The following is a 25,718-nucleotide window of genomic DNA, read 5'->3' as shown; positions in this document are numbered from 1 at the left end:
GCAACACTGCTAAAGCAGGTGACGTAGTTACTATTCGTGAGTGCGCGCCAATTTCTAAGAATAAGTCTTGGACTTTAGTAGAAGTTGTTTCTAGTCCTAAGCAAGCTTAATTTTAGTCTTAGACTAAGTTTATAATTGCTTAAAAGCCCCGACATTTGCTGGGGCTTTTGTCGTTTAGGTGCTTAGTATTTTTAATACAATTCAACCTGAGTTGCTTAAACCTGTTTAAATTCATGAAATCTCAACAGAAATGAAATGCATTTTATATTTCAGTAACGTCCTTTTATCGATTTATTAAGACTTATACAGGTTGCTCACGTATTCTACAATTTGAAACTACTTTCGGGACATGCATTAACAATGACTCTCCTCATTGTGTTGATGCCATTGTTTCTGATCTTTGACTTTGAGTTTTGGAATGAAGGATATGAATGAAAAGCGCCATTTGAGTGGCTTACTAACTTGGGCATTATTACTTTCCCTATTTATCACCACACATGCACACGCATCTGTAGCAAAGAACGAGTCAAAAGGCTTGGTGCCTGAAGATTACTTTGATTTTGTCTTTTTAAATTCACCTCAGGTGTCTCCTAATAATGAAGACATTTTATTTGTTAAACGAACAGTCAATGACGATGCCAGCGGAAGAAACAGTCAGGTCTTCAAAATAAACAAAGCGGGTGTTGTTTCTGAGTTTACTCAAGGCACAGGCGATCGCGCGCCTCAATGGTCACCAGATGGCTCTCGTGTTGCCTTTATCCGTTCGGCTGATGGTAAATCTCAGGTATTTGTCATTCCGGCCAATGGCGGTGAGGCAAAGCAAGTGACTTTCTTAGAGCAAAGTCTGTCGAGCTTTCAATGGTTGCCATCTGGCGAGCAGTTGCTGCTCACATTAACGGTGAGTCCCGAGAAAGAAAATGAAGCATTTGACAGCGAGTCTGAAAATAAGCGTGCTAAACCAGATATTGTGGTTGTCAAAAACGCGAGGTATATCGGAGATGGTGCAGGTTATTTAAGTGATAAGCGTCGCCATCTATTTATCTATGATTTAGAAAGCCAAGCATTGACTCAACTGACAGAAGGGTCTGATTGGAATGTGAATGGCCCAACTTTGTCTAAAGGTGGTCAATATGTTTACTTTCATGCCAATAAAACAGGGCTTGAGTATGAGGGTAATGATAATAGCGATATCTATCGTTTGAATATTAAGACAAAACAACAAGTAGCATTGACTCAACATCAAGGCAGTCAATATAGCGTGAGCGTTTCGCATGACGGTAAATCGGTCGTGTACAGCCACCAAGAAGACACTTATGAGCAAGCAGACCTATTTTTACAGCGTGGAAATAGTAAGCCAAAAAATTTAACTGCAGCATTCGACAGACGCGCTTCAGGGGCTTTATGGTCACCGACAAATAAGTCGCTTTATTTTACAACCAGCGATCATGGTGCCCACCGTTTATTTGCAGTTGATACTGGGGCAGCATCGGTCAAAAAACTATTAGACATAGACAAGTCGGTTAGAAATTTAGCGATTGCACCCAGTGGCAAGTTTCTAGTCTTTACCTTAGAAAGTTCAACAGCACTCCCAGAACTATATCGATATGAAATTCAGTCAAAAAAGCTGCAAAAGCTCACACAATTTAATGATGCGTTGATAGCGAGGAAAGCCCTTTCACCAGCAGAATCATTTTGGTTTGAGAATGAGCAGGGAATGAAAGTACAGGGTTTCGTTCATAAACCAATTAATTTCGACAAGAATAAATCATATCCACTGGTATTGAATATTAAAGGCGGCCCAGGTGGTATGTGGGGGCACCAGTGGTTCCATGAAAACCAAATGTATGCTGCCAAAGGCTATGGTGTCGTTTATGTGAATTACCGTGGTAGTAGCGGCTATGGTATTGCACATAGTAAAGCTGTTAGAAAGGATTACGGTGGTGCAGATTACAGAGATAACATGCAGTTTTTAGATAAGGTTATTGCACAGAATAGCTGGATTAATAAAGATGCGCTGTATATCACAGGGGGCAGTCATGGTGGCTTTTTAACTAACTGGATCACGACCAAAACCGATCGCTTTAAAGCTGCTGTCACGCAACGCAGTGTCAGTTCATGGATCTCTGAGGCGGGCACGCAAGAGTATACGCCAGCGCAAATGACGAAAGAGTTTGGTGGTACGCTTTGGACCAACTTTGCGGGATATTGGGATCGCTCACCACTGAAGTATGCTGATCAGGTGTCGACACCGACTCTGATCATCCACAGTGATCAAGACATGGTGACACCAATAGGGCAGGGTCAAGAGTGGTTTTATGCGCTAAAAGCGAATGATGTTCCTGTAGAAATGGTGATCTTTAAAGGTGAGACACATGGTCTGTCTCGCACTGGTACGCCTACAAATTTAGTTGAGCGTTTAGATCGTATTTTGGATTGGTTTTCACGTCATTAATTACGCTGAGAAGAGAAATGAAAAATAGCTACCTAAGTAGCTATTTTTCACTTATTAAATCACATTTTTGTGTTTTAAAAAGTTAAACAGCCAGTGAAGTGCTACTAGCGCAATCACTCCTGCGGCACATAAGATTGGTAGCATAACCAGTGTAATTGCTGATGTAGAACTTCCTGTAGTGACTCCGCCAATGTCAAAGTGCAATGAAATAGTGACGAATAGCATAATCAAATGACAAGCGATCGAGGCTAATTGGTTTCTCCAGCTAATTGGCTGTGTTTTGAACTTCAAAAAGCAATTCAAACTAAGTAGCAGCAAAGGCACTGAGACGATCCATAGTGTGAGTATGAAAGATGATGAGCCGCTTAGTGTGATATAGGTGGCTATCAAAAAGGTGTACAGCAGCTCATATTTATACTTGTTTAACATAGTTGTCACCGAAAAAATCTCCCCTGATTGTGACTTTCTTATTTTTAATTATTTGCAGCTAGTTTTTAAATATTGCTTCCCTGAATGTACCCTTTCTAGCTAAAGTTGTAAATCGTTTGGAGTTTTCACATACAAAGAGCAAAAGAGTATGCGTCAATCAGGGTGAACCTAACTGGATAGGCGTAGAGAACACTTTAGGAATTTACAAAATGACGAGATTGACGCTTTTGTGGTGAGTGGCCTGCCATAAAAATGTTAAATGGCAGGCGATTAATCTGAGTCGTAGGAGGTATAAAGACTAGTTCACTTTATTCTGATTCATTTGCTCAATAAAAGCATTCGAATCGGCAATCGAACGATTCACATCATTGATTAGATTTTGGATATCGACTTTCAATGAGTCAAACTCACCTCGGATCGCCGCGACAGCTTGGGCATTCAGGTTATGTTTTAAATACAGCACATTGTCTTTCAATGAATCTAAAACAGGCTGCATTTTAGTTTCACTTCGACGCATGGATTTAAGCAGCTTTGAAAACTGCCTTTGTGTTTGCTTTAACTTTTTCTCACTTTCACGTTTTAAATTCGCATTTGAGTACTGGCCAAGTTCATCCTGCCACTCATCAAATAATGCTTCGGCGACATCTTCTACTTTGTCGATGTTATTAGAGACATCGCTCGCGGCCGAAAGACTTGACTCATAATCATCATTCAATTGTTCATAGGCGGTTTGCAGTTCACCACCATCAAAATTAACGAGTGTAGTTAATCTTTCGAGTGCTGATTGAAACTCTTGCTGCGAGTTTTGTTGTGACTTTTTTGTGGCTTCGACTCTATCAACTAAGATCTCACGCTTGTGGACACCAACTTTCTCCATTGCAGAGTAGTAAACGGTTTGGCATGCGCTAAGGCCTAAGCACAGCACCGCTGCTAGGGCTAAATGTTTCATAATCAACCTATTTGATTAACTATCTTGGTGTAAATTATGGGGCGGATTGCTATGATGTGCAAAACGTTTCCTGTTTATTTTATTTCTATGCAACAGCACTACCAGCAATTACAGTCTAAGGCGAAAGAGTTTTTAGCGCGTCAGCCTAGTTGGTGGCAGCACTATTTTAAGCGCTGCTTAGAAGACCAAATCACGATTAACGCGGGCTACTTGGCTTATGTCACGCTTTTGTCTTTGGTGCCATTAATTGCGGTTGGTGTGGCAATATTTTCAGCCTTTCCTGGATTTGAAGACACCCGAGTTGCCATAGAAAACTTTATTTTTACTAATTTTGTCCCGACTTCAACAGATTCTATTAAGTCTCATATCAGCGCTTTTACGGGTAATGCGAACCAAATGACCGCAGTGGGTATCAGCTTCTTAGCCGCTGTGGCGCTATTGCTGATTAGAAATGTAGATACTGCCTTAAATCGCATTTGGAGAGTAAAAGAGAAGCGACCGTTTATGATCTCTTTTGCGATTTATTGGATGGTATTAACACTTGGCCCGGTTTTACTAGGAGCAAGTATTGGTGTGACTTCTTATATAGTGTCTTTGGTATCGTTTGCCGATCAGGGTATTCCAGGGTTTAGTGGCTTTTTATTAAAACTTTTACCCTACGCAATTTCCATGGCCGGCTTCATTATGCTCTATACTTTAGTTCCGAATAAGAGAGTTGCTTTTCAAGCTGCGATCCCTGGTGCTTTATTTGCGGCATTGCTGTTCGAGTTAACCAAGAAAGGCTTTGCTATGTATATCAGTCACTTTCCTTCTTATGAAGTGATTTATGGTGCATTAGCAACTGTGCCGATCCTATTTGTTTGGGTCTATTTATCTTGGATTGTGGTGCTGTTAGGCGCTGAATTTACTGTGTGTTTAAGCGAAAGGCTTGAGCAACAACAAGCGCCTGAACAACACACTGAGGATAGCCAGCACATAGCGCAGTGAGAAAAGCGATAGCCTTGGAGGTCTTATGTCTCTTGGTTACGAGTTCAAAGCGTCGCGTCAAAGTTTTCACCTTGCGGTAGGGCAAGGTGCACAAATTCATGTCGAAGAATACGGGTGCGAGCAAGGTGTGCCTGTTATCGTTTGCCATGGTGGCCCGGGGGCGGGTCTTGTGCCCGCGATGAGCTGTCTGTTTAATCCACGAAAATACCGCATTATTTTATTTAGTCAGCGGGGCTGTGGTCTCTCTTCCCCTGATTCACTGGCGTATAATAGTCCAGCTCATTTGGTGGATGACATACATTTGCTGCTTAATCATCTTGGCATTGAAAAAAGTGTCATTGCAGGGGGATCTTGGGGCGCGACATTGGCGCTACTTTTTTATCAATCTCACCCAGAAAGAGTGTCAGGGTTAATACTTTGGGCAAGCTTCCTCGCTGAAACCACCGATCTCGCTTGGTTGTATGGGCCGCATGGGGCTGGTGCGCAATTTTATCCTGAGTTGTATTCAGATTTTAGCCATGGCCTCAAGAGCGAAGCGGAGATCTTACAGTATTATTATCAGTCTTTGACAGGCACAGATGAGCTGGAGCAACACAAAGCAGCACAGTTATGGATGGCTTGGGAGTCAAAGTTGGCTTTAGGCACAAGAGCCAAGCTGGCCAATATTGAACAAGCGCACTGTGCTGTTCAGCAAGCAAAAATCATGTGTCACTTTTTCCAAGAACAAAACTTTTCTCAGCTCTGTGATATCGCTCAATTTAAAGCGTCGCTTTGTCATCTACCATGCTGGCTTATTCATAGCCGAGACGATTTATTGTGTCGCTATGCCCCCGTACAACGCTTTGCTCAAAAGCATAAAGCGCAATTTTATGTATTGGAGAATGCGGGGCACGCACAGCGAGAAGGTGACTATATGGATGCCATTATTCGTGCTTCTGACTTAATGCTGTGTCGTTTGCATTAATGCCTTTGTTATATCGAGACTTACATATTCCGAGCTGTAAAGACTTTCGTTTTAGAAAGCGGCTAAATTCGGTATATTTAGCACATTAAAAATAACGTTTTGAGAATGATATGCAGGGATTAATTCAAAGAGTTACTCACGCAAAAGTAGAAGTGTCGGGTGAGTGCGTTGGTGCTATAGGCAAAGGCATTTTATTGCTATTGGGCGTTGAAAAGCTTGATGATGAGTCTACAGCAGACAAGCTACTTCACAAGGTGAGTAATTACCGCATATTCACGGATGACGCTGGCAAAATGAATCTCAGCCTGAAAGACATTGAGGGTGAGCTTTTAGTGGTATCGCAGTTTACTTTGGCCGCTGATACTAAAAAAGGCATGCGTCCTAGTTTTTCGAGCGCGGGCACGCCAGCGCAAGCCGAAGCGTTATACGACTATTTTGTGGCACAGGCAATGGCCGCGGGTATTAAAGTGCAAACAGGACAGTTTGCGGCAGATATGCAAGTGAGCTTGTGTAACGACGGGCCGGTCACCTTTAATCTGTCAGTTTAGCGGCTTACTGCAATGATATGATTCAAGTAGTCGGGTATGGCAACTTCATTGGGCTTCTTGCCAAAATTGGTGATCAGTCGGTGTTGAAGTTGCTCTAGCTGCGAAGGGTGGCTTGAGAGAAAGTTAATAAACAGCCATCCGCCTTGATTTAAGCGATTACGAATATTTTGGTAAAACTTGTGGTCGAACAAAAAATTTGGTGCATCTTCCTGACTAAACAAATCTAAAATTATCCAATCATAAAGTGCATTTTTTTGTACAAATTGCTCGGCATCATCACAGATCAGCGCACTTAGTGCATCACCGTCGAAATACTTCTTATAACAGCGAATAACTTCGGGATCTTTTTCAATTGAGGTGACATGCACTTCAGGGTATTTAACTTCTAAGAAGTTGCGAATAGCACCTGCACCGAGTCCTAATTCTAATACTGTTTTAGGCGCTACTAATGGTTGCCAAAGCGCGGAGAGTTGTTGTAAATGAGGAAGTAGAAGATGTGACGAATCGTCTCTATCAATCACTGATTGTAAAGTGTCGTTGATTAAGAGCCATCGATATTGTTTTTCTTGGCGAACCTGAATACTAATTTGGCCATGTTTCTGCCAATAAATGAGATGCCCCAAGTCATGACAGTTAAAAACAAAATCGGTGCTCAATGTAGCAGAGCTTGTAAAAAATTTTTCCATAATTACATCAGCATAGCTGAGCTTTTTTGTAATGCCAGCCTGTTCACCAAGTTTTACAGTTATTCTTTGTTAAGCAGCATGAAACTATGTTTTATTTTGGGCTTTTCTAGTATGGTGAAACTATAAAAAAGACACCAAGTTATCGTTGTTAGTAAAACAAAATCAACGGTCAGAGATGCATCAAAACAGGAGTAATTATGTTTCAGGTAAGTGCACCACAGAGCAGCGAAGATTGGCAAGCCTATTATCAATTACGTTGGCAAGTTTTACGCGCCCCGTGGGATCAACCCCGCGGCTCAGAGCAAGATGATTTAGAGCAAGAAGCGGAGCATCGTTATATTAAGAATAACGACGGAGATGTCTTAGCCGTTGCACGTTTGCACTTTAATAATCAACAGCAGGCACAAGTACGTTATATGGCGGTGGATGAAAAGCATCGTGGTCAACATTTAGGTAGCCGTTTGTTGCATGAACTAGAGAAAATAGCTTGGCAACAAAATGCTGATGAGCTGGTTTTATTTGCCCGTGAGCGAGCGTTGTCGTTCTATGAGAAACATGGTTATACCGTATTAGAAAAAGCCCACCTTGCGTATGACGATATACAGCATTGGAAAATGGTTAAACAGAAGCCCTGTGAGCCTGGTTGGTTCCGTCACCCTGATTGGACGCAGGTACTGCAAAACACTTGGCGTGAGTCTATCCCTATCAGCGATGCGATGGGTATTAAAGTTGAAAGCTACACTGACTGGCAGTTCTCTACTAAAGCTGATCTCAAAGCCAACTTAAACTTGCATAACTCTATGTTTGCGGGTTCTGTGTATAGCATGGCGACATTGACTGGCTGGGGGGCAACTTACTTGGCACTAAAAGAGCTTAATCTTGAGGGAAATATTGTACTTGCGGATGCAGAAATTAAGTATCTTAAACCACTCACTACAGCGCCAAGTGCGACAGTCACTATTGCTGACTGTTCAGGAAAATTGCTGGATTTAGAAACTGAAGGCAAAGCAAAATACTATGTACCTGTGAATGTGTACGATGGTGATAAGCTAGTTGCTATGTTTGAAGGCTGTTTTGTAGTCTTACGTTAGACTTTAATTTAAATAGCAAAAGCCAAGCTCAACAGCTTGGCTTTTTTATGTTCAGAGGAAATGACTACAAAATATCAGTGAGTAATATACCCATACCAAAGCGCTGTATATCTGCATTGTAGTCAATCATGCTTTCACCATAGCCATTAAAATATTGTACATAGCCTCGTAACCTGCCCCATAGAGGGAATGACCAATCGAGTTGAATTGCGCCCCGATTATCACTATTGAGGTTGTTGCGGGCTAAAAAACTAAATTCATGATTACCATGGCGATATACGCCACTAAATTCAAAGTATCCCATATACTTATGGATATCAGGATTATCATCACCTTTAGCTAACATAGGATCAGTTTTTTTATCTTCTGGTAGGCGATACCATGGTTTAAAGCTAAATACGAAACCTTGGTTCTCCCAGATAAAATTAGCGTAAAGTCGATTCCAAGAACGAGAGAAAGGCTGCGAGCGGCCATTAGATTGGTGAGACAGACCTAAAATTATGGCCATTTCGTCTCCCCAGAGTACATTTTCATCGTCTAAAAAGTTAATCCAGAATATTTCGGGTTCATAATCCGTTTCTCTGAAAGGAGAAGAGATTTCTTTGTTATAAAACTGCCAATATGATTGTAAAGTAAAAGCTGTGTAGATTGCTTGGTCTGGATCGGCAAAACCTGTATAGACAGGTACTTTTAATGAAAGCTGATACTTAACTTCAAAGTTATCTAGCTCCTCAGTCTGAGTTGGTGCGCCTTTTATTTGAAAAGGTGTGTTGTTTGGCTCCGTAATATATGACACAGGTAGCATATAATTTCTTCGATGTGGCGTGAGCACATTACGGTTATTTTGTGTAATTTTCTCTCTTAAGATACGCTCATCTAATGCACTGATATGGTGATCTTTTTTAATGTTTTCACACTGCTGTTTGATATCCGCTACTTTAGTATTGTCATCGCTGATAACAAGTGCGTTCAAAATACATTGCTGTACCAAATCTAATTCGTTATCAGTGGTCGATGTATTTGCAAAAGATTGCAAAGAACAGCAGGCTACTAGGGCTATTGAAATTAAAGAATATAATTGCATAGAGTTTACGGTATTTGTCCTTGCCATAGGTCAGTATACATCGGGTAACTGGGGTTGAGGTAGATCAATTACATACTTTTTATTTAAAAAGGCCGGCGGCAAAAGCCGCCATACCTTAGTAAGCGACACTCAATAAAAGGTGCTTACTCTCACGCAATAAGGTGAAGCCTTACAGCTCGAAATAGTTTGTGAAGAACTTATACAGTTCAGTGCCTTGATTCACGCTGGCCGAAGCAAAATGCAAAATTGTGATGGCATCTGTATCTAAAGTGATTTCATGCAATGGCTTTTCTGATAAGTACTGTTCCATACGTAAAATCTTCGCAATGGTGTCACCAGCTTTAATGTGACTGCCAAGTTCGGCGTTGTACTCGACCATGCCACCCATAGGGGCATAAAACGCAAGATAGTCGTCAAGCATGCAGGCATAACGGGTAATAGGCTTAGGCGTAAACTCAGCACCGATAAACACTTGCTTGTGATTTAAGTAACTCAAGATACTTTCAGCATCGAGTTTCGCCTCGGTTAGATCGATTTTCTCTTGCGAGCCCAGTTCAACGGTGAAAGCTTCAACCCACACTGGAATATTGCGACCTTGCGCTTTGTAGGCTTCGCTTAATTGCCACCAAGGACAGAAAGTCGCTTCGTCCATCGCGCCATCAAATTCATTGGGGATCAACAGCACATGTTCAATGTCAAAGTAGCTGGCACTGGCTTTCGCATATTCAGGACAGTACAAATGCTTTGCTGAGATCGGACCGGTATGAAGATCTAACACTATGTCAGCTTCATGCGCTAAACGCTGCAAGGTCACAGCGATCCGTTTGCCGGTATTTACGCGATAAGCGGGTTGATCTAGAAACGCTTGAGTCTGATCAACAAGCAGAGCACGGAATTTACTTTTGATTTCATCTTCTGGCGCATCTAAATGTTCGCTAACAAATGACTCGATCAGTTTACTGTGATCGTGATACATGCGGTTCCAGTTGGTGCCGGTGATCGGATCAAAACGACCTAAAGTAAATTCCCCCGACTTTTGATTACAACCGATCGGATTCGCATAAGGCACTAAGGTGATATCTGAAGAAAGTGTTTGTGTTTTTAGTTGCTCAAGTAATTGGTAAATAACCGCGTTACCTTGTACTTCTGCGCCATGCATATTGGCTTGAATATACACTTTAGGCCCGCTGCCATTGCCTTTTAAACGATACACAGGAATGGTTAAAGGGAGGCCATTGGCAATCTCACCGACTTGAATATGTTCTTGGGTAATTGTATTCATGGGATCACCTACACTAAATAACTTGCGGCGCTTTGACATTCACGCACGCAGACAACTTGGCCTTGCTCAATCACATATTCAGCAGGCAATTCATGACATAAAAAGAACGGCATACTTTCGGTATACCCATAAGCGCCACATTGACTGAACACCACCCAGTCGTGCTCGTTAATATCTTTGGGCAGAGCGTGCTTACCTAAACTGTCTAGCGCAGTACAAAGCGGACCATGAACAAGATAATCTTGTGATGGTGCGCTAGATTGGCGTAATAATTCACCCGGAAAAGCTTGGTTTGTCACCGCTGGGCGTAATATGTGATTAATACCACCTGCGACAATCAGTTGGTGCTCACCATAATTCAGCTTTTGCTCAACCACGGGGTTTACATAATGGCCGATTTCACCCACCGCGTAACGGCCTAGCTCCATCCACAGCTCTTCAACTCCTGCTGCGGCTTTAATGGTTGCCAGTGCATCGACTAATTTAGACCAAGCGAGGCGATCAGTATCGGTAGTGTAAGGAATACCTAAACCGCCGCCTAAATCTAAAATTTGGCATGTAAAGCCAAGTTGCTCTGCCAAATCGGTCAGTGGCGTGATCATTTGTGACCATAGCTCAGCCAGTTTTTCGGTGCTGAGCATATTGCCCCATTGGAAAATATGCAGGCCAACGAAATTAAGCGCAGGGTAGTCTTGAATAGTCAGTTGCTGCCACTCTTCAAGCCCTAAACCAAATGGCGTTAAGCTGTCGCCACCAAGTGGGTTCTTTTCGCCATCGGGCCAGCGTAATTGCACACGCAGTAGAATGCGCAACTGCATCTGATGTTCTGTTGCAGCTTGGTTTAACCAAGCTACTTGATTCAAACTTTCTGCCACAAAGGTGCGTACACCTTGTGACAAAAAGTGTTGGATCTGCTTTTTAGATTTAGCAGGTCCGGTGTTGAGCACACGGTTAGCAGCCACGCCTTGACGCAATACTTGGTCAAGTTCGCCACTGCTTGCTACGTCAAAGTCAAAGCCTGCTTTATCTAAAGTTTGGATCACCTTAGAAAGTGGATTGGCTTTAACGGCATACCATAACTTCACCACAGATTGCTCTGTCAGTGGTTTTAAATGCGCGTATAACGCATCTAGGTCATAGACAAAAAACGGTGTGTCGTTCTGCTCACTGATCGCAGTGATATGCTGACGTAGCTGTGTGCTCAAAAAGCTCATTAGCGTAATACCTCTTCAAGGATTAAAGACGCATCGCTTTGCTCATCGCGGTATTTAACAATTAAAGCACATGACATACTTAAGCCTTGATCGCGGCCCCATGCACTTGAAGACGGACGAGAACCAGGAATAACAATTGCATTCTCAGGGATTGGCTCGCCTTTTTCTAATACGCGCTCGTTCACACAGTCATAAACAGGAATGGTTGCAGATAAACGGACACCTGGAGCAAGTACAGCCCCTTTCTTAACAACCACCCCTTCAACGATCACACAGCCAGCACCGATAAACGCATCATCTTCGATAACCACTGGGCTTGCGCCAACAGGCTCTAATACACCACCTAGTTGCACAGCTGCACTTAGGTGAACGTTTTTACCTACTTGTGCACATGAGCCAACTAGTGCATGGCTGTCTACCATAGTACCTTCATCGATGAATGCGCCTATGTTTACATACGCTGGTGGCATAATGATTGTGCCAGAAGCCACATAGGCGCCGCGACGTACACTTGAGCCACCTGGTACCATACGTACGTTTTGTTCTGCATTGAAACCTTGTGGTGCTAGGTTGTCTTTATCAACAAAACCACCTGGGAATTCAACGTTCGTGCCGTTTCTGAATGCTTCTAAAATGCCTTGCTTTACTTCCACGTTGGCGTGCCAGTTGCCCTGCTCGTCTTGAGTTGCCGCACGTACGCTACCGTTTTCTAAATTGTTTAATAGTTCTAACCAGCTCATGTTTTACTGCCTTAATTCCAAGATAAAATTGTGTCGTTTGCACGCTCAATCGCTGCATTACATTGCAGTTCTAGGTGCGTAAGAGGAGGACGAAGATTCGGTGTTGCCAGAGTTCCCTGTTGGTGCATGAGCACTTTGACAGGAATTGGGTTGGCGACACTAAACAAGCTATTTACAGCTTGCGTCCAGGTGGTGAATAAGTTCGGATAAGTACCTGCTAAAGAGCGACGCACAAACTCAGCGGTTTGCTCTGGCCAGGCATTGGCTGCAACCGAAACTAGGCCTTTTGCGCCCGCTTGAGCAAAGTAGGGGATCAACCCATCGTCGCCACTATAAATGGCCAACTCAGGCGCTGCTTCACGGAATTGCTCAAATTTACTGATGTCGCCGCTGGCTTCTTTTAACGCCCATAAGTTGTCGTGGTGTGCAAGATTCTTTAGTACTTGTGGTGACACTTCGACGGCACTGCGACCCGGTACGTTGTAAAGCATACAAGGTAAGTCAGTGGCGTTAAGTAATGCATCAAACCACTGAGTCTGACCAATTACACCCGGTTTGGCATAAAGCGGTGAGCCAAGTAGGTAAGCGTGAATAGGGTGCTGATTGCAAAACTCAACCCAAGCTAATTGTTCTTGTAAGTTGATACCACCTACCGCGACCATAAGGGGGACGTTAGGTGCCAAGTTACAAACAAATTCAACAATCGCTTGTTGTTCAGACAGGGTAAGTGCTAAGCCTTCACCTGTGCTACCAAGCAACAAAATACCATTGCCTGCTTGTTCTTGCTGACGGACGAGTGTTGTAAGTATGTCAAAGTCAACTTGGTCTTGCGCGTCAAAAGGCGTCACCAAAGCTGTCCATAAAGGATAGTTGGATAAATCGTATTGTGATTTCATCTCTACCGAACTTATAGCATGTTCGGAGTAAGGAGGGTGTCCATACTTCGAACAATTAAAATTCGAAGAGCAATGGACTTAAAAAAGATAAGGCAAACTGGCCTTATTTATTCTAAGACCAGAAGCTCTCCACCAAAATTCTTGCGTCTTGCGCAATTGGTGACAGTCGCTGGGATTCAGCCCAGTCGCCCGAAGTAAACGTTTAGCAAATACGTTTGCTTCTCGGCGTTAATTCCCCTCGCTACGGCATCAACGGAGTTTGCTCTCCTCAACCGCGCTACCTGAATAACGCACCTCTTCCAGCCCTGGCAGCCAAGACAATGCTCCACTGCGCTCAAATAGGGTGAGGCGGCATTGAAACATTTTAGCCGTCTAGGTGTCAAGCAAAGGGGATTAAAAAATCATCTGTTTAAAACCAGAGGTTATAAACATGGGTATAAAAGAGATCAAAAAGCCCGGTGCAAGACCGGGCAAAGGGAGTTTGTTAATTTAAGAGTCGTGGCTTAGTGGCGCACTTTGATATTGCCTACACCCACTTCAACTTCTAAGTTATATTGGCCAGAGCCGAAGTATTCTGTTTGTGAGCTGACCATTTTCTTATGAGACTGAGCTTTGCCCGCAAAACCAGATAGACTCGTTTTACCTACACCGGATTCAAGGTTAACTTGTTTGAAGTCATCAATGGCTGTGTCGATACGCACTTTGCCCACACCTACTTCAACATCCGCTGTATTTTCAAGTGCTTGTATTTCAATTTTACCGACACCGACTTCAACATCTAGACGCATACTTTTAGGCACTTTGACTTCCCAAGTTTGCTCTAAATTATCATCATCAATAGACAGTGATAACTCTTGACGCTGACGCGAAGATTTTAGCTGTACTGCGCTTAAATCGACTTTATCAGTAAACCACCCATCATTATCTTTTGGCTCTAAACGAATGGTGACTTGGACTTGATCGCCATCGTAGCTCGTCATTTCTAGGCTGCCGACTGGAAAATCAATTTCTAATTCAGTGCTGTTTTCAAGATTAAATGATTGCTCAATGGTTCTAGAATCTTCGGCCCAAACTGGCGCAGAAATTACAGCAGTGGTTAAAGCAGCTAATAATAATTTTTTCATCGTCGTCACCCTGATTGATGTTGTTTAATAAGTTAGACGACAGGTGGGTTGAAAAAGGTTTAAAAGAATTTAAAAAAATTTTGAGGCAACAGCGAAAAGAAACGCCATTGCCTGTGCAGTAAGGGTTTAACCTACTGAGTTATAAGCGAGTTACATTAAAACCTTGTGCTTTTAACTGAGTGATTAAGCCATGCTTTTCAGGCAAGTGAAGGGCGCCCACAGCAATAAATAATGACTCTTTTGTCAATCTTGGTGTTAATTGTTCAACCCAATTATTATTACGCTGAGTCAGCATTACTTCTTCACTGAACTTACCATAGTCAGAATCATCAAAGCTAAGTTGGTAATACTTGTTTAAGGTGTCCATATCGCCTTTTTTCCAGGCATTAACTAAATCTAGAAAGTACTGCTCAACGTCTTTTAATTGCGCAAGCGTAGTGCTTATCATTAAGTCGCTCTTTACACCTAGCGAACTCAGCATTTCTAGTTGTTGCTCTAAAGTTTCTAACTCGCCGATAGGCTTATTATGTTTCTTAGCATGGGCAATGACCTGTTTGTCGATCCCAAAGTCTTCTTCATATCCAAGATTTTGATACTCAATCTGCATCATAGTGATCATCACAGCCCACGGCGCTAGATTTTCAAAAAGCGCAATATTGATCTGTTTTGCTGCAAAGTATTGCTTTAATGCTTCGAAATGCTCGGCGCTTATTTCATCTTTTAACGTTCTACCGTGCGGTAAAGTCATAAAAGGAATGGAGCGTTTTTGTATTTCAAATGCGTTGAGTGCCTCAATGTTAACTTCAACGATAACTTCATCAGTTTGCTCAATCGCTTGTGTGATTTTCTTTGGTAAACCATCCATGCTCTTATCACCAACATGAACCGTGCCAAATAAATAAGACGTGACCCCTGCTTTTTCGACCTTGAACAGGGCCGGAGAAAGAGCGATGGAGTGACTAGAAAAGCCAACTAAAAAAGCTAAAAGCAGCGTAAAAAAAACGCGGTTTACAGTGCTGAACATAGTATTCCCTTGTAAAAAAATTTCCCCAACATAATAACAAGTTTGTATAAAAAAGGGAGATTTGGTGATTTTTTGAATAAACAAAAAATGTGTTGTTAAATTTTGTATGTATTGAATAAGGCAGAGTTATTTTAAATTGATTGGATATTTATTTCTTATTTTTGGTTTTATTGAATTTTAAATGCGCTCGATGATGCTTTGAATCTGTAAATAACATAGGGCTTGCTGTTGACTTAATAGGCTACTCGCGGTACTAATAGAAAAAGAACGCAACGCGATGAATATTGTATACCGTTGCCGTAAATAATTCAGGTGATTTTTAAATGCTCAAAACAGCACATTCTCTACTAGTCGTGATTATCAACGTGGTGATTATTATTACCGCGGGGGCTGGTTAGTGCTGAAAGAAAAGTATTAAGCAAAAAGCCCCCCGCACTGAAAAGTTCGGGGGGCTTTTTCGTTTTAGGGTCGAATTTGAGTTAAACAGCAGTCAGATTGGGAATGAGGAACGAAGATGACAGGCGCAGAGTTACTAATAGATTTACTAGCCAAACATGGCGTTAAAGAGGTATTTGGTTACCCAGGTGGGGCAATCATGCCAATCTACGATGCGTTGTATGGCGCGCCTGTCAAACATTACCTGACTCGTCACGAGCAAGGCGCGGGTTTTGCGGCAGTAGGGTATGCCCGCAGTACTGGTAAGTTAGGCGTATGTTTTGCTACATCGGGCCCAGGTGCAACTAACTTAATTACCTCACTTGCTGATGCCATGATGGACTCAGTGCCCGTTTTGGCCATCACAGGGCAAGTACCGACGGCGGCTATCGGCTCTGACGCATTCCAAGAAGTTGACGTGTTAGGCATGTCTTTGTCATGTACAAAACACAGTTACATGGTTGAGCGCGCTGAAGACTTAGCAGAAGTATTGCAAGAAGCCATGCATTTAGCGTTATCAGGTCGTCCGGGTCCTGTTTTGGTTGATATTCCTAAAGACATTCAGCTAGCACAAGTACCATTTCACCCCTGGCTTGCGCTTGAAGAAGAAGCGCCCGAGCTCGACATGAACGAAGTCGTCAAAGCGGAGCAACTGCTAGCACAAGCGAAGAAGCCAGTGGCTTATGTGGGGGGTGGCGTACACAACGCGAACGCGCAAGCTGAGCTGATGCAATTTTTAAATAAAACGCACATGCCAGCTGTTTCAACATTAAAAGCGCTAGGCAGTGTTTTACCTGACTATGAGTATGATTTAGGCATGTTAGGTATGCACGGTGGTCAAGCTGCCAACCTAGCTGTGCAAGAGTGTGATGTTTTAGTCTGTATCGGCGCACGTTTTGACGACCGCGTAACAGGTAACTTGGCTAAGTTTGCCTCGAAGGCGAAAGTAATTCATCTTGATATTGACCCTGCAGAAGTTGGCAAGCGTAAACCTGCCGCTGCGTCGATGATTGGCGACCTAAAAGCCACCATTCCTCATCTAGCGTGTTTTGTGACAGATGCACAGTGGTTAGCACATACTTTAGAAATGAAGAAAACGCATGCTTGGCGTTATGACTACCCGGGCGAAAAAGTCTTTGCCCCTTATCTATTAAATGAACTCAGTAAGCGTATGCCAAAGACTGGCGTGGTGTGTTGTGATGTGGGCCAGCACCAAATGTGGGTGGCGCAGCATATGAAATTCACCAGCCCACACAACCATTTAAGTAGTGGCGGTGCAGGTACCATGGGCTTTGGTTTGCCCGCGGCAATCGGTGCACAAATCGCACGTCCTGATGACATGGTGATCACTGTCTCAGGTGATGGGTCAATCATGATGAACATCCAAGAACTGGCCACCATTCGCAGAAATAATCTTCCTGTAAAGATCTTAATATTAGATAACCAAAGACTCGGTATGGTAAGGCAGTGGCAACAGCTATTTTTTGAAGGGCGTTACAGTGAAACGAACTTATCGGATAACCCTGATTTTGTGCAGCTAGCTGCTGTTTTTGGTATTCCGGGACAAACCATTACCCATGCAAGCGAAGTAGATGCGGCGGTGGATGCGCTAGTGGAATCTGAAGGTCCTTATATCTTACACGCTTGTATCGATGATAAAGAAAACGTATGGCCGCTGGTTCCGCCGGGTGCCGCAAATGATGAAATGATGACGGAGAATGCATAATGAAACACCAACTAAATATTGCAGTAAAACAACAAAGTGTCGCAATTGAACGTTTCTTACGTGTGGTCCGTCACCGTGGATTCCAGTTATTAGACCTAGCTTTGGAAGGACAAGATGAATTGTTTCAAGTCAAAATGACCGTGGACAGTGACAAACCCATCTATCTATTAACCTCGCAACTGAGTAAGCTGGTTGAGGTAAAACAGGTTGAGTTGCAACCAATGCAGCAACAGGCTATTGGATAATCGTTCTATATCAAGAGCGAAAGAAAAGAATAATTAATACAAGGTAATAAACATGAGTAATAAATCTGACCTGATCTGGTTCAATGGTGAAATGGTACCGTCTGAGCAAGCGACGACACACGTATTAAGCCATGCGCTTCACTATGGTAGTTCAGTGTTTGAAGGTGTGCGCGCCTATGACACACCAAAAGGTGCGGCGATTTTCCGTTTACAAGACCACACTAAACGCTTATTCGACTCTGCAAAAATCTATCGTATGCAGATCCCTTACACGGTTGAAGAAATCAATGAAGCCTGTAAAGCGGCGGTACGTGAGAATGGCTTAAAGAATGCCTACTTACGTCCATTCGCATTCTTAGGCAATGTGGGTTTGGGTGTAAATCCTAAATCACACAAAGCCGATGTTGCAGTTGCAGCAATGGAATGGGGCACTTACTTAGGTGATGGTGCATTAGAAGCGGGTGTTGATGCCTGTATTTCTTCTTGGAATCGTTTAGCACCAAATACGATGCCTACAGCGGCTAAAGCTGGTGGTAACTATTTATCTTCGCAACTTATCTCAGGTGAAGCAAAGCGTAATGGGTATGTTGAAGGTATCGCACTAGATGTGAACGGTTACCTAAGTGAAGGCGCAGGTGAAAACTTATTCGTGATTAAAAATGGCGTGTTATTCACACCGCCTACCACTGCGGCCATCTTACCGGGTTTGACGCGTGACACTATGATGTACCTAGCTCGCAAAGCAGGCTTAGAAGTACGCGAAGAACCCATTGCACGTGAAGCACTTTATCTTGCTGATGAATTCTTCATGACAGGCACTGCAGCAGAAGTAACACCGGTTCGCAGCGTTGACCAAATTGAAATTGGTACGGGTAAACGTGGCGAAATCACCGAGCAATTACAGCAAGCTTACTTTGACCTAGTAAAAGGCCAAAGTGAAGATGAGAATGGTTGGTTGACTTATATCGACTAAGACGCTGTTGAGCGTTTAAGGTCTGGCTGCGACCTTAATAGCAGCCAACGAATTGAATATTGGGAATGAGGAAAGTCGGCAAGCAACCAGAAACTGCCGCATATTATTGAGGGCTAAACCATGGCTAAACTACGTAGTAAGACCACCACTGAAGGTAGACAACGCGCAGGTGCTCGTGCACTTTGGCGTGCAACAGGGATGACAGACAGTGACTTCGAAAAACCGATCATTGCTGTTGTGAACTCTTATACGCAGTTTGTACCGGGTCATGTGCACCTCAATCAGCTCAGCGATTTAATGGCGGATGCCATTCGTGAAGCGGGCGGTGTGCCTCGAGAATTCAATACCATTGCTATCGACGACGGTATCGCTATGGGTCACGGCGGTATGCTTTACTCACTGCCTTCACGCGACCTAATTGCTGACTCAGTTGAGTATATGGTGAACGCCCACTGTGCCGATGCCATGGTATGTATCTCTAACTGTGACAAGATCACCCCGGGGATGTTACTGGCGGCACTGCGTTTAAACATTCCGGTGATCTTTGTTTCTGGCGGCCCAATGGAAGCGGGTAAAACCCGTTTAGCCGACATTGATATTAAGCTTGACTTAGTGGATGCCATGGTAAAAGGCGCTGATCCATCGGTGAGTGATGAAGATTCAGAACAAGTTGAGCGTTCTGCCTGCCCAACGTGTGGTTCTTGCTCGGGCATGTTCACTGCGAATTCGATGAACTGTTTAATGGAGGCGTTAGGCCTAGCCTTACCGGGTAATGGCACAACTTTGGCAACACACAAAGACCGACATCAACTTTATATGGGGGCAGCTAAACGCATTGTTGCCTTATGTGACGAGTATTATCGCAACGACAACGATGCGGTATTACCACGTAACATTGCCAACCAAGCGGCGTTTACCAATGCCATGACCTTAGATATTGCTATGGGCGGCTCTTCGAACACGGTATTACACCTAATAGCAGCGGCGCGCGAAGGTGAAGTTGATTTTGATATGAGTGATATTGACCGTCTATCACGTACTACGCCTTTCTTATGTAAAGTTGCGCCTGCGACTCAGCAATATCATATTGAAGATGTGCACCGTGCTGGTGGCATCATGGGCATCCTGAATGAGCTCGCCAAAGCTGAAAAGTTAGACCTGTCAGTAGGCCATGTAGCAGGTGGCTCATTGGGCGATGTGTTACAGCGTTGGGATGCCACTGACAGCAATAATGAACGTGCGCAAACCTTCTACCGCGCAGGTCCTGCAGGTATTCGTACTACTCAGGCAATGAGCCAAGAGTATCGTTGGGACACCCTTGATATTGACCGTGAAAATGGCTGTGTGCGCAGTGTTGAGCACGCCTTCCGTCAAGATGGCGGGTTAGCGGTACTTTCAGGTAACCTGACCCCAGATGGTTGTATTGTAAAAAGTGCCGGTGTAGTTGACGAAATGCTTGATTTCACGGGGCCTGCCGTAGTGTTTGAATCACAAGATGACGCAGTGGATGGCATCTTAAATGGTAAAGTGCAAAAAGGTGATGTGGTTATCATCCGTTACGAAGGGCCGAAAGGTGGCCCGGGCATGCAAGAGATGCTTTATCCGACCAGTTATTTAAAGTCGATGGGCCTAGATAAAGATTGTGCACTGCTAACGGATGGCCGTTTCTCGGGTGGTACTTCTGGTTTATCTATCGGTCACGCTTCGCCAGAAGCGGCCAGCGGTGGTGCGCTCGCGCTGGTTGAAAATGGTGACCGCATTCACATCGATATTCCGAATCGCGGCATCCATCTATTAATTGACGATGCTGAAATGGCTGCGCGTCGTGAAAAGCAAGATGCCCGTGGCAAAGACGCTTATAAGCCATTAGATAGACAGCGCGTAGTGTCGCCAGCACTAAAAGCCTATGCTTTATTAGCAACCAGTGCCGATAAAGGCGCGGTGCGTGATTTAGCGAAACTCGAGGAGTTAAGTTAGTCATGGTGGCACAAGAGCTCGATTACTTTCGGGCCATCATCCAAGCGGATATGGCTCCGCTTGCGAAAGTCACAGAGGTCAGCGAGCTGACCTCGCTTAGCAAGCAACTTAACCAGCAGGTGTTTTTAAAACGCGAAGATCAACAACCTGTTTATTCATTTAAATTACGTGGTGCTTACAATAAGCTTCGCCAATTGCCTAAGGGCACTAAAGTGATCACTGCATCTGCAGGAAATCACGCCCAAGGTGTGGCATTGAGCGCGGCGCATTTAGGTCATCAAGCGACTATAGTGATGCCCGTCACAACGCCTGATATCAAGGTAAACTCAGTACGAAACCTCGGTGGTGAAGTGGTTTTACATGGCCATAATTTTGATGCCGCACAAGCTCATGCTTATGCACTGACTGAGCAACAAGGCGCGGTATTTGTACCGCCATTTGACGACCCAGATGTGATCATCGGACAAGGCACTGTCGCTCGTGAATTAATGCAGCAATTACATAACCTCGATGCTGTATTTATTCCTGTTGGCGGTGGAGGCTTACTCGCGGGAATGGCGGTTTATATCAAATCGTTACGACCAGATATTAAAGTCATCGGTGTTGAGGCAGCAGAAAGCGCCTGTTTAGATGCTGCACTGACTGCTGGTGAGCCTGTTGAACTTGAGCAAGTTGGCAGTTTTGCAGACGGCGTTGCTGTGAAAATCATAGGTAAAGAAACTTTTCGTTTAGCGCAAAAGTTCTGTGATGAAGTTGTGACGGTGAGCTCAGACGAAATCTGTGCTGCAGTGCAAGATATTTTTGTTGCCACACGTGCTATCGCTGAGCCGTCAGGAGCATTGGCCACGGCGGGCTTAACTAAGTGGAGCAAACAATGTGGTCAGACTGGGCTTAAACTCGCCGCAGTTTTGTCTGGTGCTAACTTAAACTTCGATCGCTTACGCTATATTGCTGAGCGCACCGCGTTGGGTGCAAAAAGTGAGGCACTTTTTGGTGTCACGATTAAAGAAGAAAAAGGTAGCTTCAAGCGCTTTTGTCATGCTTTGGGGGGCAGAGCCATCACTGAGTTTAATTACCGTTATGCTGGTGAAGGTGATGCGCAAATCTTTGTAGGCGTTGGCTTGCGCGGTGGGCAGCCAGAATTAGATGAAGTTAAGTCAGTACTGCAAACCAATGGGTATGGCTTTGAAGATCTTTCAGATAACGAGCTGGCAAAATTGCATATTCGTTATATGGTGGGGGGTAAACCGCCAGTGCCATTGAATGAGCATTTGTATCGCTTTGAGTTCCCTGAATACCCTGGGGCATTAGCACGGTTCTTAGAAACTCTTGGGAGTGAGTGGAATATCACTTTGTTCCATTATCGTAATCATGGTGCGGCAGAGGGGAATGTGCTTGCTGCGTTTGATATTGCGCCAGAGCAACTGAGTCTATTTAACCTGCATCTTGCTAAGTTAGGGTATAAGTATTGGGACGAGACTAACAACCCGTGTTTTGCTCAGTATTTACAGAACCAAGAGCTTGAACAACAGCAAGCAAGTTAAGCGCTTAGTGCTTGCAAATCACCCTTGTTTTTCTATAGTTTAGTCACGCCTAATTAGAAGAACAAGGGACTTTCATGCTCAAACGGTTTAGCTTGATAAGCTTACTGTTATTTTTTCTGTCTCCAGCCTTTGCATTAGAGTCTGTGGTGCTGCAATTAAAGTGGACCCATCAGTTTCAGTTTGCAGGCTACTATATGGCGGTGGAAAAAGGCTTTTATGAGCGTGTGGGTTTGGATGTCACGATTATTCCGGCCGATATTGAAGATCCCGATACCCACTTTAAAGTGCTCTCCGGTCAGGCGCATTTTGGAGTAACTCACTCAGGTATTTTAGCCGATCGCCTACAAGGTAAACCGCTAGTTGCAATTGCTGCTATGTTGCAATCTTCTCCCTACTGCTGGATGGTCAAAGCTGACAGTGATATCTACAACCCTGTCGACTTCAAGGGAAAACGAGTCAGTCACCTTGGTGTGGCAGAGTTGATGCTGATGCTAGAGCAGGCTGGTGTCGGCGAAGATGACATTTCTTTATATGCGGGCTTTGAGCCAATTGCAGATTTCAAGGTGGGAAAGTTTGATGCCTTACAAGTGTATACCTCTAATGAGCCTTTTGAGATGCAGCAACAAGGTGTTGTCATTAGACAAATTTGCCCAAAACAATATGGGCTCAATTTATATGCTGATATTTTGTTTACCAGCGAAAACGTCTTACAGCATCGTCCTGAGCTAGTCGAAAAGTTTAAGCAAGCCAGCCTTCAGGGCTGGCGTTATGCTATGTTGCACTTACAAGAAAGTATCGAAATCACTCACCAGAAATACGCCACACATAAAAGCGTAGAGCAAATTGCCTATGAAGCTGAAAAACTCCGCCCTTATATCGCGCCACCAGGGGTGATCATTGGTAATATGTCAGAGTTACATTGGCGATGGATAGGGCAAATTTATGGCTTAGATATGGCGCAATATGATGCTATTAGAGAGCGCTTTATTTATGAGCTCAAACCGTCAGAGCCACTTTTTCCTTGGTCATGGATGTTGATAGCAGCGTGTGCAGTCACTTTATTCAGTATTCCTCTCTACTTACACCTTATATTCACCAAAAAGCGTCGCTACAAGCTGAATGAGTCAGCACAAGAAAATGAAAACGAGGTAGAATAGCCATTTTTCGCGTCGGGGAAGTGTTGTGCCGTTATCGTCATTATTTATTCAGTTAGATCATTGCTTGCAGCAAACACGCGCCTATTGGCAGTGCGTTGCTTTTGATTACAGTGAATTTCCTTGGTGCGATGAACAGTTAACACATTTTTTAAATGAGCTCAGTGACGAGCAGGTAAGAGAGCTAGACGCTGATCAAACTCGCCTTTATGAAGTGTTTGCTGATTTTATTCCTGCTGTCGAAGAGTTATCACAGTTAATTTCCCTACCTTATAGCGCTCAGCAAAGAGCCGATTTGCCTTTTTGGCTCAGTAACGGCATTAAAGGTCGTAAATTACTGCAGCTACAAGATTTCGTCTCACACCTCGATAATGGCGAGCAGCCAGTATTAGAATGGTGTGCAGGTAAAGGGCATTTAGGCCGTATCTTGGCACACCAAGGTGCACAGCATGTGCAAAGTGTCGAATTACAAGCCAATTTGTGTGAGCAAGGGCAACATAGCGCAAAACAGCAGAGCTTAAACATGCACTTTCGCTGTGCGGATGTGTTGCAAGATAACACCGATGACTGTTTTACTCAGCAACAACATGCTGTGGCTCTCCATGCCTGTGGTCGTTTGCATCAGGTCTTTATGCAGCAGGCCATTAAAGCAGAGTGTGACAAAATTAGTTTATCGCCTTGCTGTTATCACTTGTTTACCGAGCCGACTTATGAGGCCATGAGTACAGAGGGCAAACAAAGCACACTGCAATTAACTCACAGTGATATGAAATTAGCGCTGCAAGAAACCGTTACGGCGCCGAGCAGAGTGACCAAGGTTAGGCAAACAGAGGTTACTTGGCGTTTGGGTTTTGATGCGTTGCGTCGAGAAGTGACGGGCATCGAGCGTTATGTCAGCGTGCCTTCTATTAATAAACAAATATTTTCTGGTGAATTTGCTGATTTCTGTCAGTGGGCGGCGGAGCAGAAGCAGGTAGAGTTACCTGAGTCATGTGACTATCAGCATTATCTGCGCTTAGGTGAGCAAAGAAAGAAAATCACCGACCGCATCGAGTTAGTAAGACACATATTCAGACGAGCCATTGAATTGTGGTTGGTACTAGATAGAGCATTGTATTTGCAACAGGCGGGCTATGATGTGCAACTCAGTGAGTTTTGTGAAAAGTCTCTAACGCCGCGCAACATACTCATTCAGGCAAATAAAATAACAAACTAAGGCCCAATTATGTGTGACCTCGACCATTTACTTAAAAACAATCAAGCTTGGGCAGAGCGCACACAAGCAAAGCACCCAGAATTTTTTAGCAAACTGGCTGCGCAACAACAGCCTGAATATCTGTGGATTGGCTGCTCTGATTCTCGGGTGCCAGCGAACGAAATTGTTGATTTAATGCCGGGTGGGCTATTTGTGCATCGCAACGTCGCGAATGTGGTGGCGTTCAAGCTGTATTAGATGAAGCGCGATTAGGCTTGATAGATAATTGGTTAAGGCATGTTGCGATGTAAAAGAAAAGCATCAAGGGTTGTTGTCGAGTGTCGCTGAGCAACAGCGTTGTGCAGCCCTGTGTGAGTTGAATGTCATTGAGCAAGTGCGCAATGTGTGTTTAACCAATGTGGTGCAAGACGCTTGGTATAGACAGCAAGAACTCACGGTACATGGTTGGGTGTATGGTTTAGAAGATGGCTTGTTAAAAGCGCTCAACTCGCAAACTTGCCATGGCAGTGAAGTGGACCTAATGCATCGTCAGGCGGTAGAACATATTGCCGAGCGTTATCTTAAATGAGTACATGAAAGTAAAAAAGGAGCTGCTAGGCTCCTTTTTACTAATAGAATTAGCTTATTCCGCCTTATCAGCAGGATCTTGCTCAGCAAGTTTCGCCTCAAGCTGAGCAACTTTTTCTTCTAATTGCATCAGCTTTTCACGGGTTCTGATCAGCACTTGTGATTGAATATCAAACTCTTCACGGCTGACAAAATCCATCTCAGTTAACTTATTCTGGATAGCTTGTTTGGTTTTTGACTCGAAAGTCTCTGCTAGAGTTTTTACACCCTGTGGCATGTTGCTAGAAATCTGCTTGGCGATCTCTTCAATTTTAGCTGGGTTGATCATGATTGATTACCTGATATGAAGGCGATTAATTAAACTTACGCCATAGTAGCAAATTCGGTTTAGTTTCGGCACCTTTCTAGATC

The 25,718-nt window shown here is 43.8% G+C and carries 23 protein-coding genes, 1 pseudogene and 1 riboswitch; of the genes and pseudogenes, 14 read left to right on the top strand and 10 right to left on the bottom strand.

Annotated elements, in window-relative coordinates; genetic code table 11:
* Both rpsQ and ABMY35_RS05190 read left to right on the top strand, forming a co-directional pair.
* Positions 1–110, top strand: a 110-nt coding sequence (gene rpsQ / locus ABMY35_RS05195; protein ID WP_349285309.1) for a 30S ribosomal protein S17, incomplete at its 5' end; no start/stop codon positions are given.
* Positions 111–427: 317 nt separating this feature from the next.
* Positions 428–2,452 (top strand): S9 family peptidase, encoded by a 2,025-nt coding sequence (locus ABMY35_RS05190; RefSeq protein ID WP_349285306.1) that lies wholly within the window; start codon positions 428–430, stop codon positions 2,450–2,452.
* Positions 2,453–3,179: 727 nt separating this feature from the next.
* On the opposite strand, the gene ABMY35_RS05185 is transcribed toward ABMY35_RS05190, so the two are convergent.
* Positions 3,180–3,830 (bottom strand): DUF2959 domain-containing protein, encoded by a 651-nt coding sequence (locus ABMY35_RS05185; protein ID WP_349285305.1) that lies wholly within the window; start codon positions 3,828–3,830, stop codon positions 3,180–3,182.
* A gap of 87 nt (positions 3,831–3,917) precedes the next feature.
* On the opposite strand from ABMY35_RS05185, the gene ABMY35_RS05180 reads away from it, so the two are divergent.
* The 3 genes from ABMY35_RS05180 (at position 3,918) to dtd (ending at position 6,329) form a co-directional block, all read left to right on the top strand.
* Positions 3,918–4,817 (top strand): virulence factor BrkB family protein, encoded by a 900-nt coding sequence (locus tag ABMY35_RS05180; RefSeq protein ID WP_349285308.1) that lies wholly within the window; start codon positions 3,918–3,920, stop codon positions 4,815–4,817.
* 25 nt (positions 4,818–4,842) lie between these two features.
* Positions 4,843–5,781: an alpha/beta fold hydrolase gene (locus ABMY35_RS05175; RefSeq protein WP_349285304.1), complete on the top strand. Its 939-nt coding sequence runs from the start codon at positions 4,843–4,845 to the stop codon at positions 5,779–5,781.
* Between the two features lie 110 nt (positions 5,782–5,891).
* Positions 5,892–6,329 carry a D-aminoacyl-tRNA deacylase gene (gene dtd, locus ABMY35_RS05170; protein WP_349285303.1) on the top strand — a complete coding sequence of 146 codons (438 nt, stop codon included), beginning with the start codon at positions 5,892–5,894 and terminating at the stop codon, positions 6,327–6,329.
* On the opposite strand, the gene ABMY35_RS05165 is transcribed toward dtd, so the two are convergent.
* Entirely contained in the window at positions 6,326–7,015 is a 690-nt protein-coding gene (locus tag ABMY35_RS05165) for a fused MFS/spermidine synthase (RefSeq protein WP_349285302.1), read from the bottom strand. The two genes, dtd and ABMY35_RS05165, sit on opposite strands and share 4 nt — an antisense overlap.
* Positions 7,016–7,212: 197 nt before the next feature.
* On the opposite strand from ABMY35_RS05165, the gene ABMY35_RS05160 reads away from it, so the two are divergent.
* The gene (locus ABMY35_RS05160; protein WP_349285301.1) at positions 7,213–8,106 is read left to right on the top strand and encodes a bifunctional GNAT family N-acetyltransferase/hotdog fold thioesterase; all 894 of its coding nucleotides are present in this window, start codon (positions 7,213–7,215) and stop codon (positions 8,104–8,106) included.
* Between the two features lie 64 nt (positions 8,107–8,170).
* Here ABMY35_RS05160 and ABMY35_RS05155 read toward each other — a convergent pair whose 3' ends face one another.
* From ABMY35_RS05155 to ABMY35_RS05125, 7 genes are all read right to left on the bottom strand, one after another.
* Complete coding sequence (locus ABMY35_RS05155; RefSeq protein ID WP_349285300.1) at positions 8,171–9,190, bottom strand: phospholipase A; 1,020 nt, start codon at positions 9,188–9,190, stop codon at positions 8,171–8,173.
* A gap of 169 nt (positions 9,191–9,359) precedes the next feature.
* Positions 9,360–10,472, bottom strand: a complete 1,113-nt coding sequence (locus tag ABMY35_RS05150; protein ID WP_349285299.1) for a succinylglutamate desuccinylase/aspartoacylase family protein — start codon at positions 10,470–10,472, stop codon at positions 9,360–9,362.
* Between the two features lie 8 nt (positions 10,473–10,480).
* Positions 10,481–11,686, bottom strand: a complete 1,206-nt coding sequence (locus ABMY35_RS05145; protein WP_349285298.1) for a PLP-dependent decarboxylase — start codon at positions 11,684–11,686, stop codon at positions 10,481–10,483.
* Entirely contained in the window at positions 11,686–12,426 is a 741-nt protein-coding gene (locus ABMY35_RS05140) for a 2,3,4,5-tetrahydropyridine-2,6-dicarboxylate N-succinyltransferase (protein ID WP_349285297.1), read from the bottom strand. The genes ABMY35_RS05145 and ABMY35_RS05140 overlap by 1 nt, the downstream gene beginning before the upstream one ends.
* Positions 12,427–12,437: 11 nt before the next feature.
* The gene (gene dapA / locus ABMY35_RS05135; protein ID WP_349285296.1) at positions 12,438–13,322 is read right to left on the bottom strand and encodes a 4-hydroxy-tetrahydrodipicolinate synthase; all 885 of its coding nucleotides are present in this window, start codon (positions 13,320–13,322) and stop codon (positions 12,438–12,440) included.
* Between the two features lie 114 nt (positions 13,323–13,436).
* Positions 13,437–13,629, bottom strand: a riboswitch (Lysine riboswitch).
* 196 nt (positions 13,630–13,825) lie between these two features.
* Positions 13,826–14,446 (bottom strand): hypothetical protein, encoded by a 621-nt coding sequence (locus ABMY35_RS05130; RefSeq protein WP_138477800.1) that lies wholly within the window; start codon positions 14,444–14,446, stop codon positions 13,826–13,828.
* Between the two features lie 139 nt (positions 14,447–14,585).
* On the bottom strand, positions 14,586–15,470 hold the full coding sequence (locus tag ABMY35_RS05125; protein ID WP_349285295.1) for a TraB/GumN family protein: 885 nt from the start codon (positions 15,468–15,470) through the stop codon (positions 14,586–14,588).
* Between the two features lie 514 nt (positions 15,471–15,984).
* On the opposite strand from ABMY35_RS05125, the gene ilvG reads away from it, so the two are divergent.
* The 8 genes and pseudogenes from ilvG (at position 15,985) to ABMY35_RS05085 (ending at position 25,308) form a co-directional block, all read left to right on the top strand.
* Positions 15,985–17,631, top strand: coding sequence for an acetolactate synthase 2 catalytic subunit (gene ilvG / locus ABMY35_RS05120; RefSeq protein ID WP_349285294.1), 1,647 nt, complete (start codon positions 15,985–15,987; stop codon positions 17,629–17,631).
* Positions 17,631–17,876, top strand: coding sequence for an acetolactate synthase 2 small subunit (gene ilvM / locus ABMY35_RS05115; protein ID WP_058031265.1), 246 nt, complete (start codon positions 17,631–17,633; stop codon positions 17,874–17,876). Before ilvG ends, ilvM begins: the two co-directional genes overlap by 1 nt.
* A gap of 52 nt (positions 17,877–17,928) precedes the next feature.
* The gene (locus ABMY35_RS05110) at positions 17,929–18,849 is read left to right on the top strand and encodes a branched-chain amino acid transaminase (RefSeq protein WP_349285293.1); all 921 of its coding nucleotides are present in this window, start codon (positions 17,929–17,931) and stop codon (positions 18,847–18,849) included.
* Between the two features lie 120 nt (positions 18,850–18,969).
* The gene (gene ilvD, locus ABMY35_RS05105; RefSeq protein ID WP_349285292.1) at positions 18,970–20,826 is read left to right on the top strand and encodes a dihydroxy-acid dehydratase; all 1,857 of its coding nucleotides are present in this window, start codon (positions 18,970–18,972) and stop codon (positions 20,824–20,826) included.
* 2 nt (positions 20,827–20,828) lie between these two features.
* On the top strand, positions 20,829–22,370 hold the full coding sequence (gene ilvA / locus ABMY35_RS05100) for a threonine ammonia-lyase, biosynthetic (RefSeq protein WP_349285291.1): 1,542 nt from the start codon (positions 20,829–20,831) through the stop codon (positions 22,368–22,370).
* A 74-nt stretch (positions 22,371–22,444) separates the two neighbouring features.
* Positions 22,445–23,527, top strand: a complete 1,083-nt coding sequence (locus ABMY35_RS05095; RefSeq protein WP_349285290.1) for an ABC transporter substrate-binding protein — start codon at positions 22,445–22,447, stop codon at positions 23,525–23,527.
* Between the two features lie 25 nt (positions 23,528–23,552).
* On the top strand, positions 23,553–24,740 hold the full coding sequence (locus ABMY35_RS05090; RefSeq protein WP_349285289.1) for a methyltransferase: 1,188 nt from the start codon (positions 23,553–23,555) through the stop codon (positions 24,738–24,740).
* A 9-nt stretch (positions 24,741–24,749) separates the two neighbouring features.
* Positions 24,750–25,308 (top strand): annotated as a pseudogene (locus ABMY35_RS05085) (carbonic anhydrase).
* Positions 25,309–25,362: 54 nt separating this feature from the next.
* Here ABMY35_RS05085 and ABMY35_RS05080 read toward each other — a convergent pair.
* Positions 25,363–25,635: an accessory factor UbiK family protein gene (locus ABMY35_RS05080; RefSeq protein WP_138477818.1), complete on the bottom strand. Its 273-nt coding sequence runs from the start codon at positions 25,633–25,635 to the stop codon at positions 25,363–25,365.
* Positions 25,636–25,718 lie beyond the last annotated feature (83 nt).

The organism is Pseudoalteromonas sp. BZB3 (assembly GCF_040104455.1).
Lineage (GTDB): Bacteria > Pseudomonadota > Gammaproteobacteria > Enterobacterales > Alteromonadaceae > Pseudoalteromonas.
The sequence above is the reverse complement of the archived record's forward strand: the minus strand, read 5'-3'. Positions and strand labels throughout refer to the sequence as shown.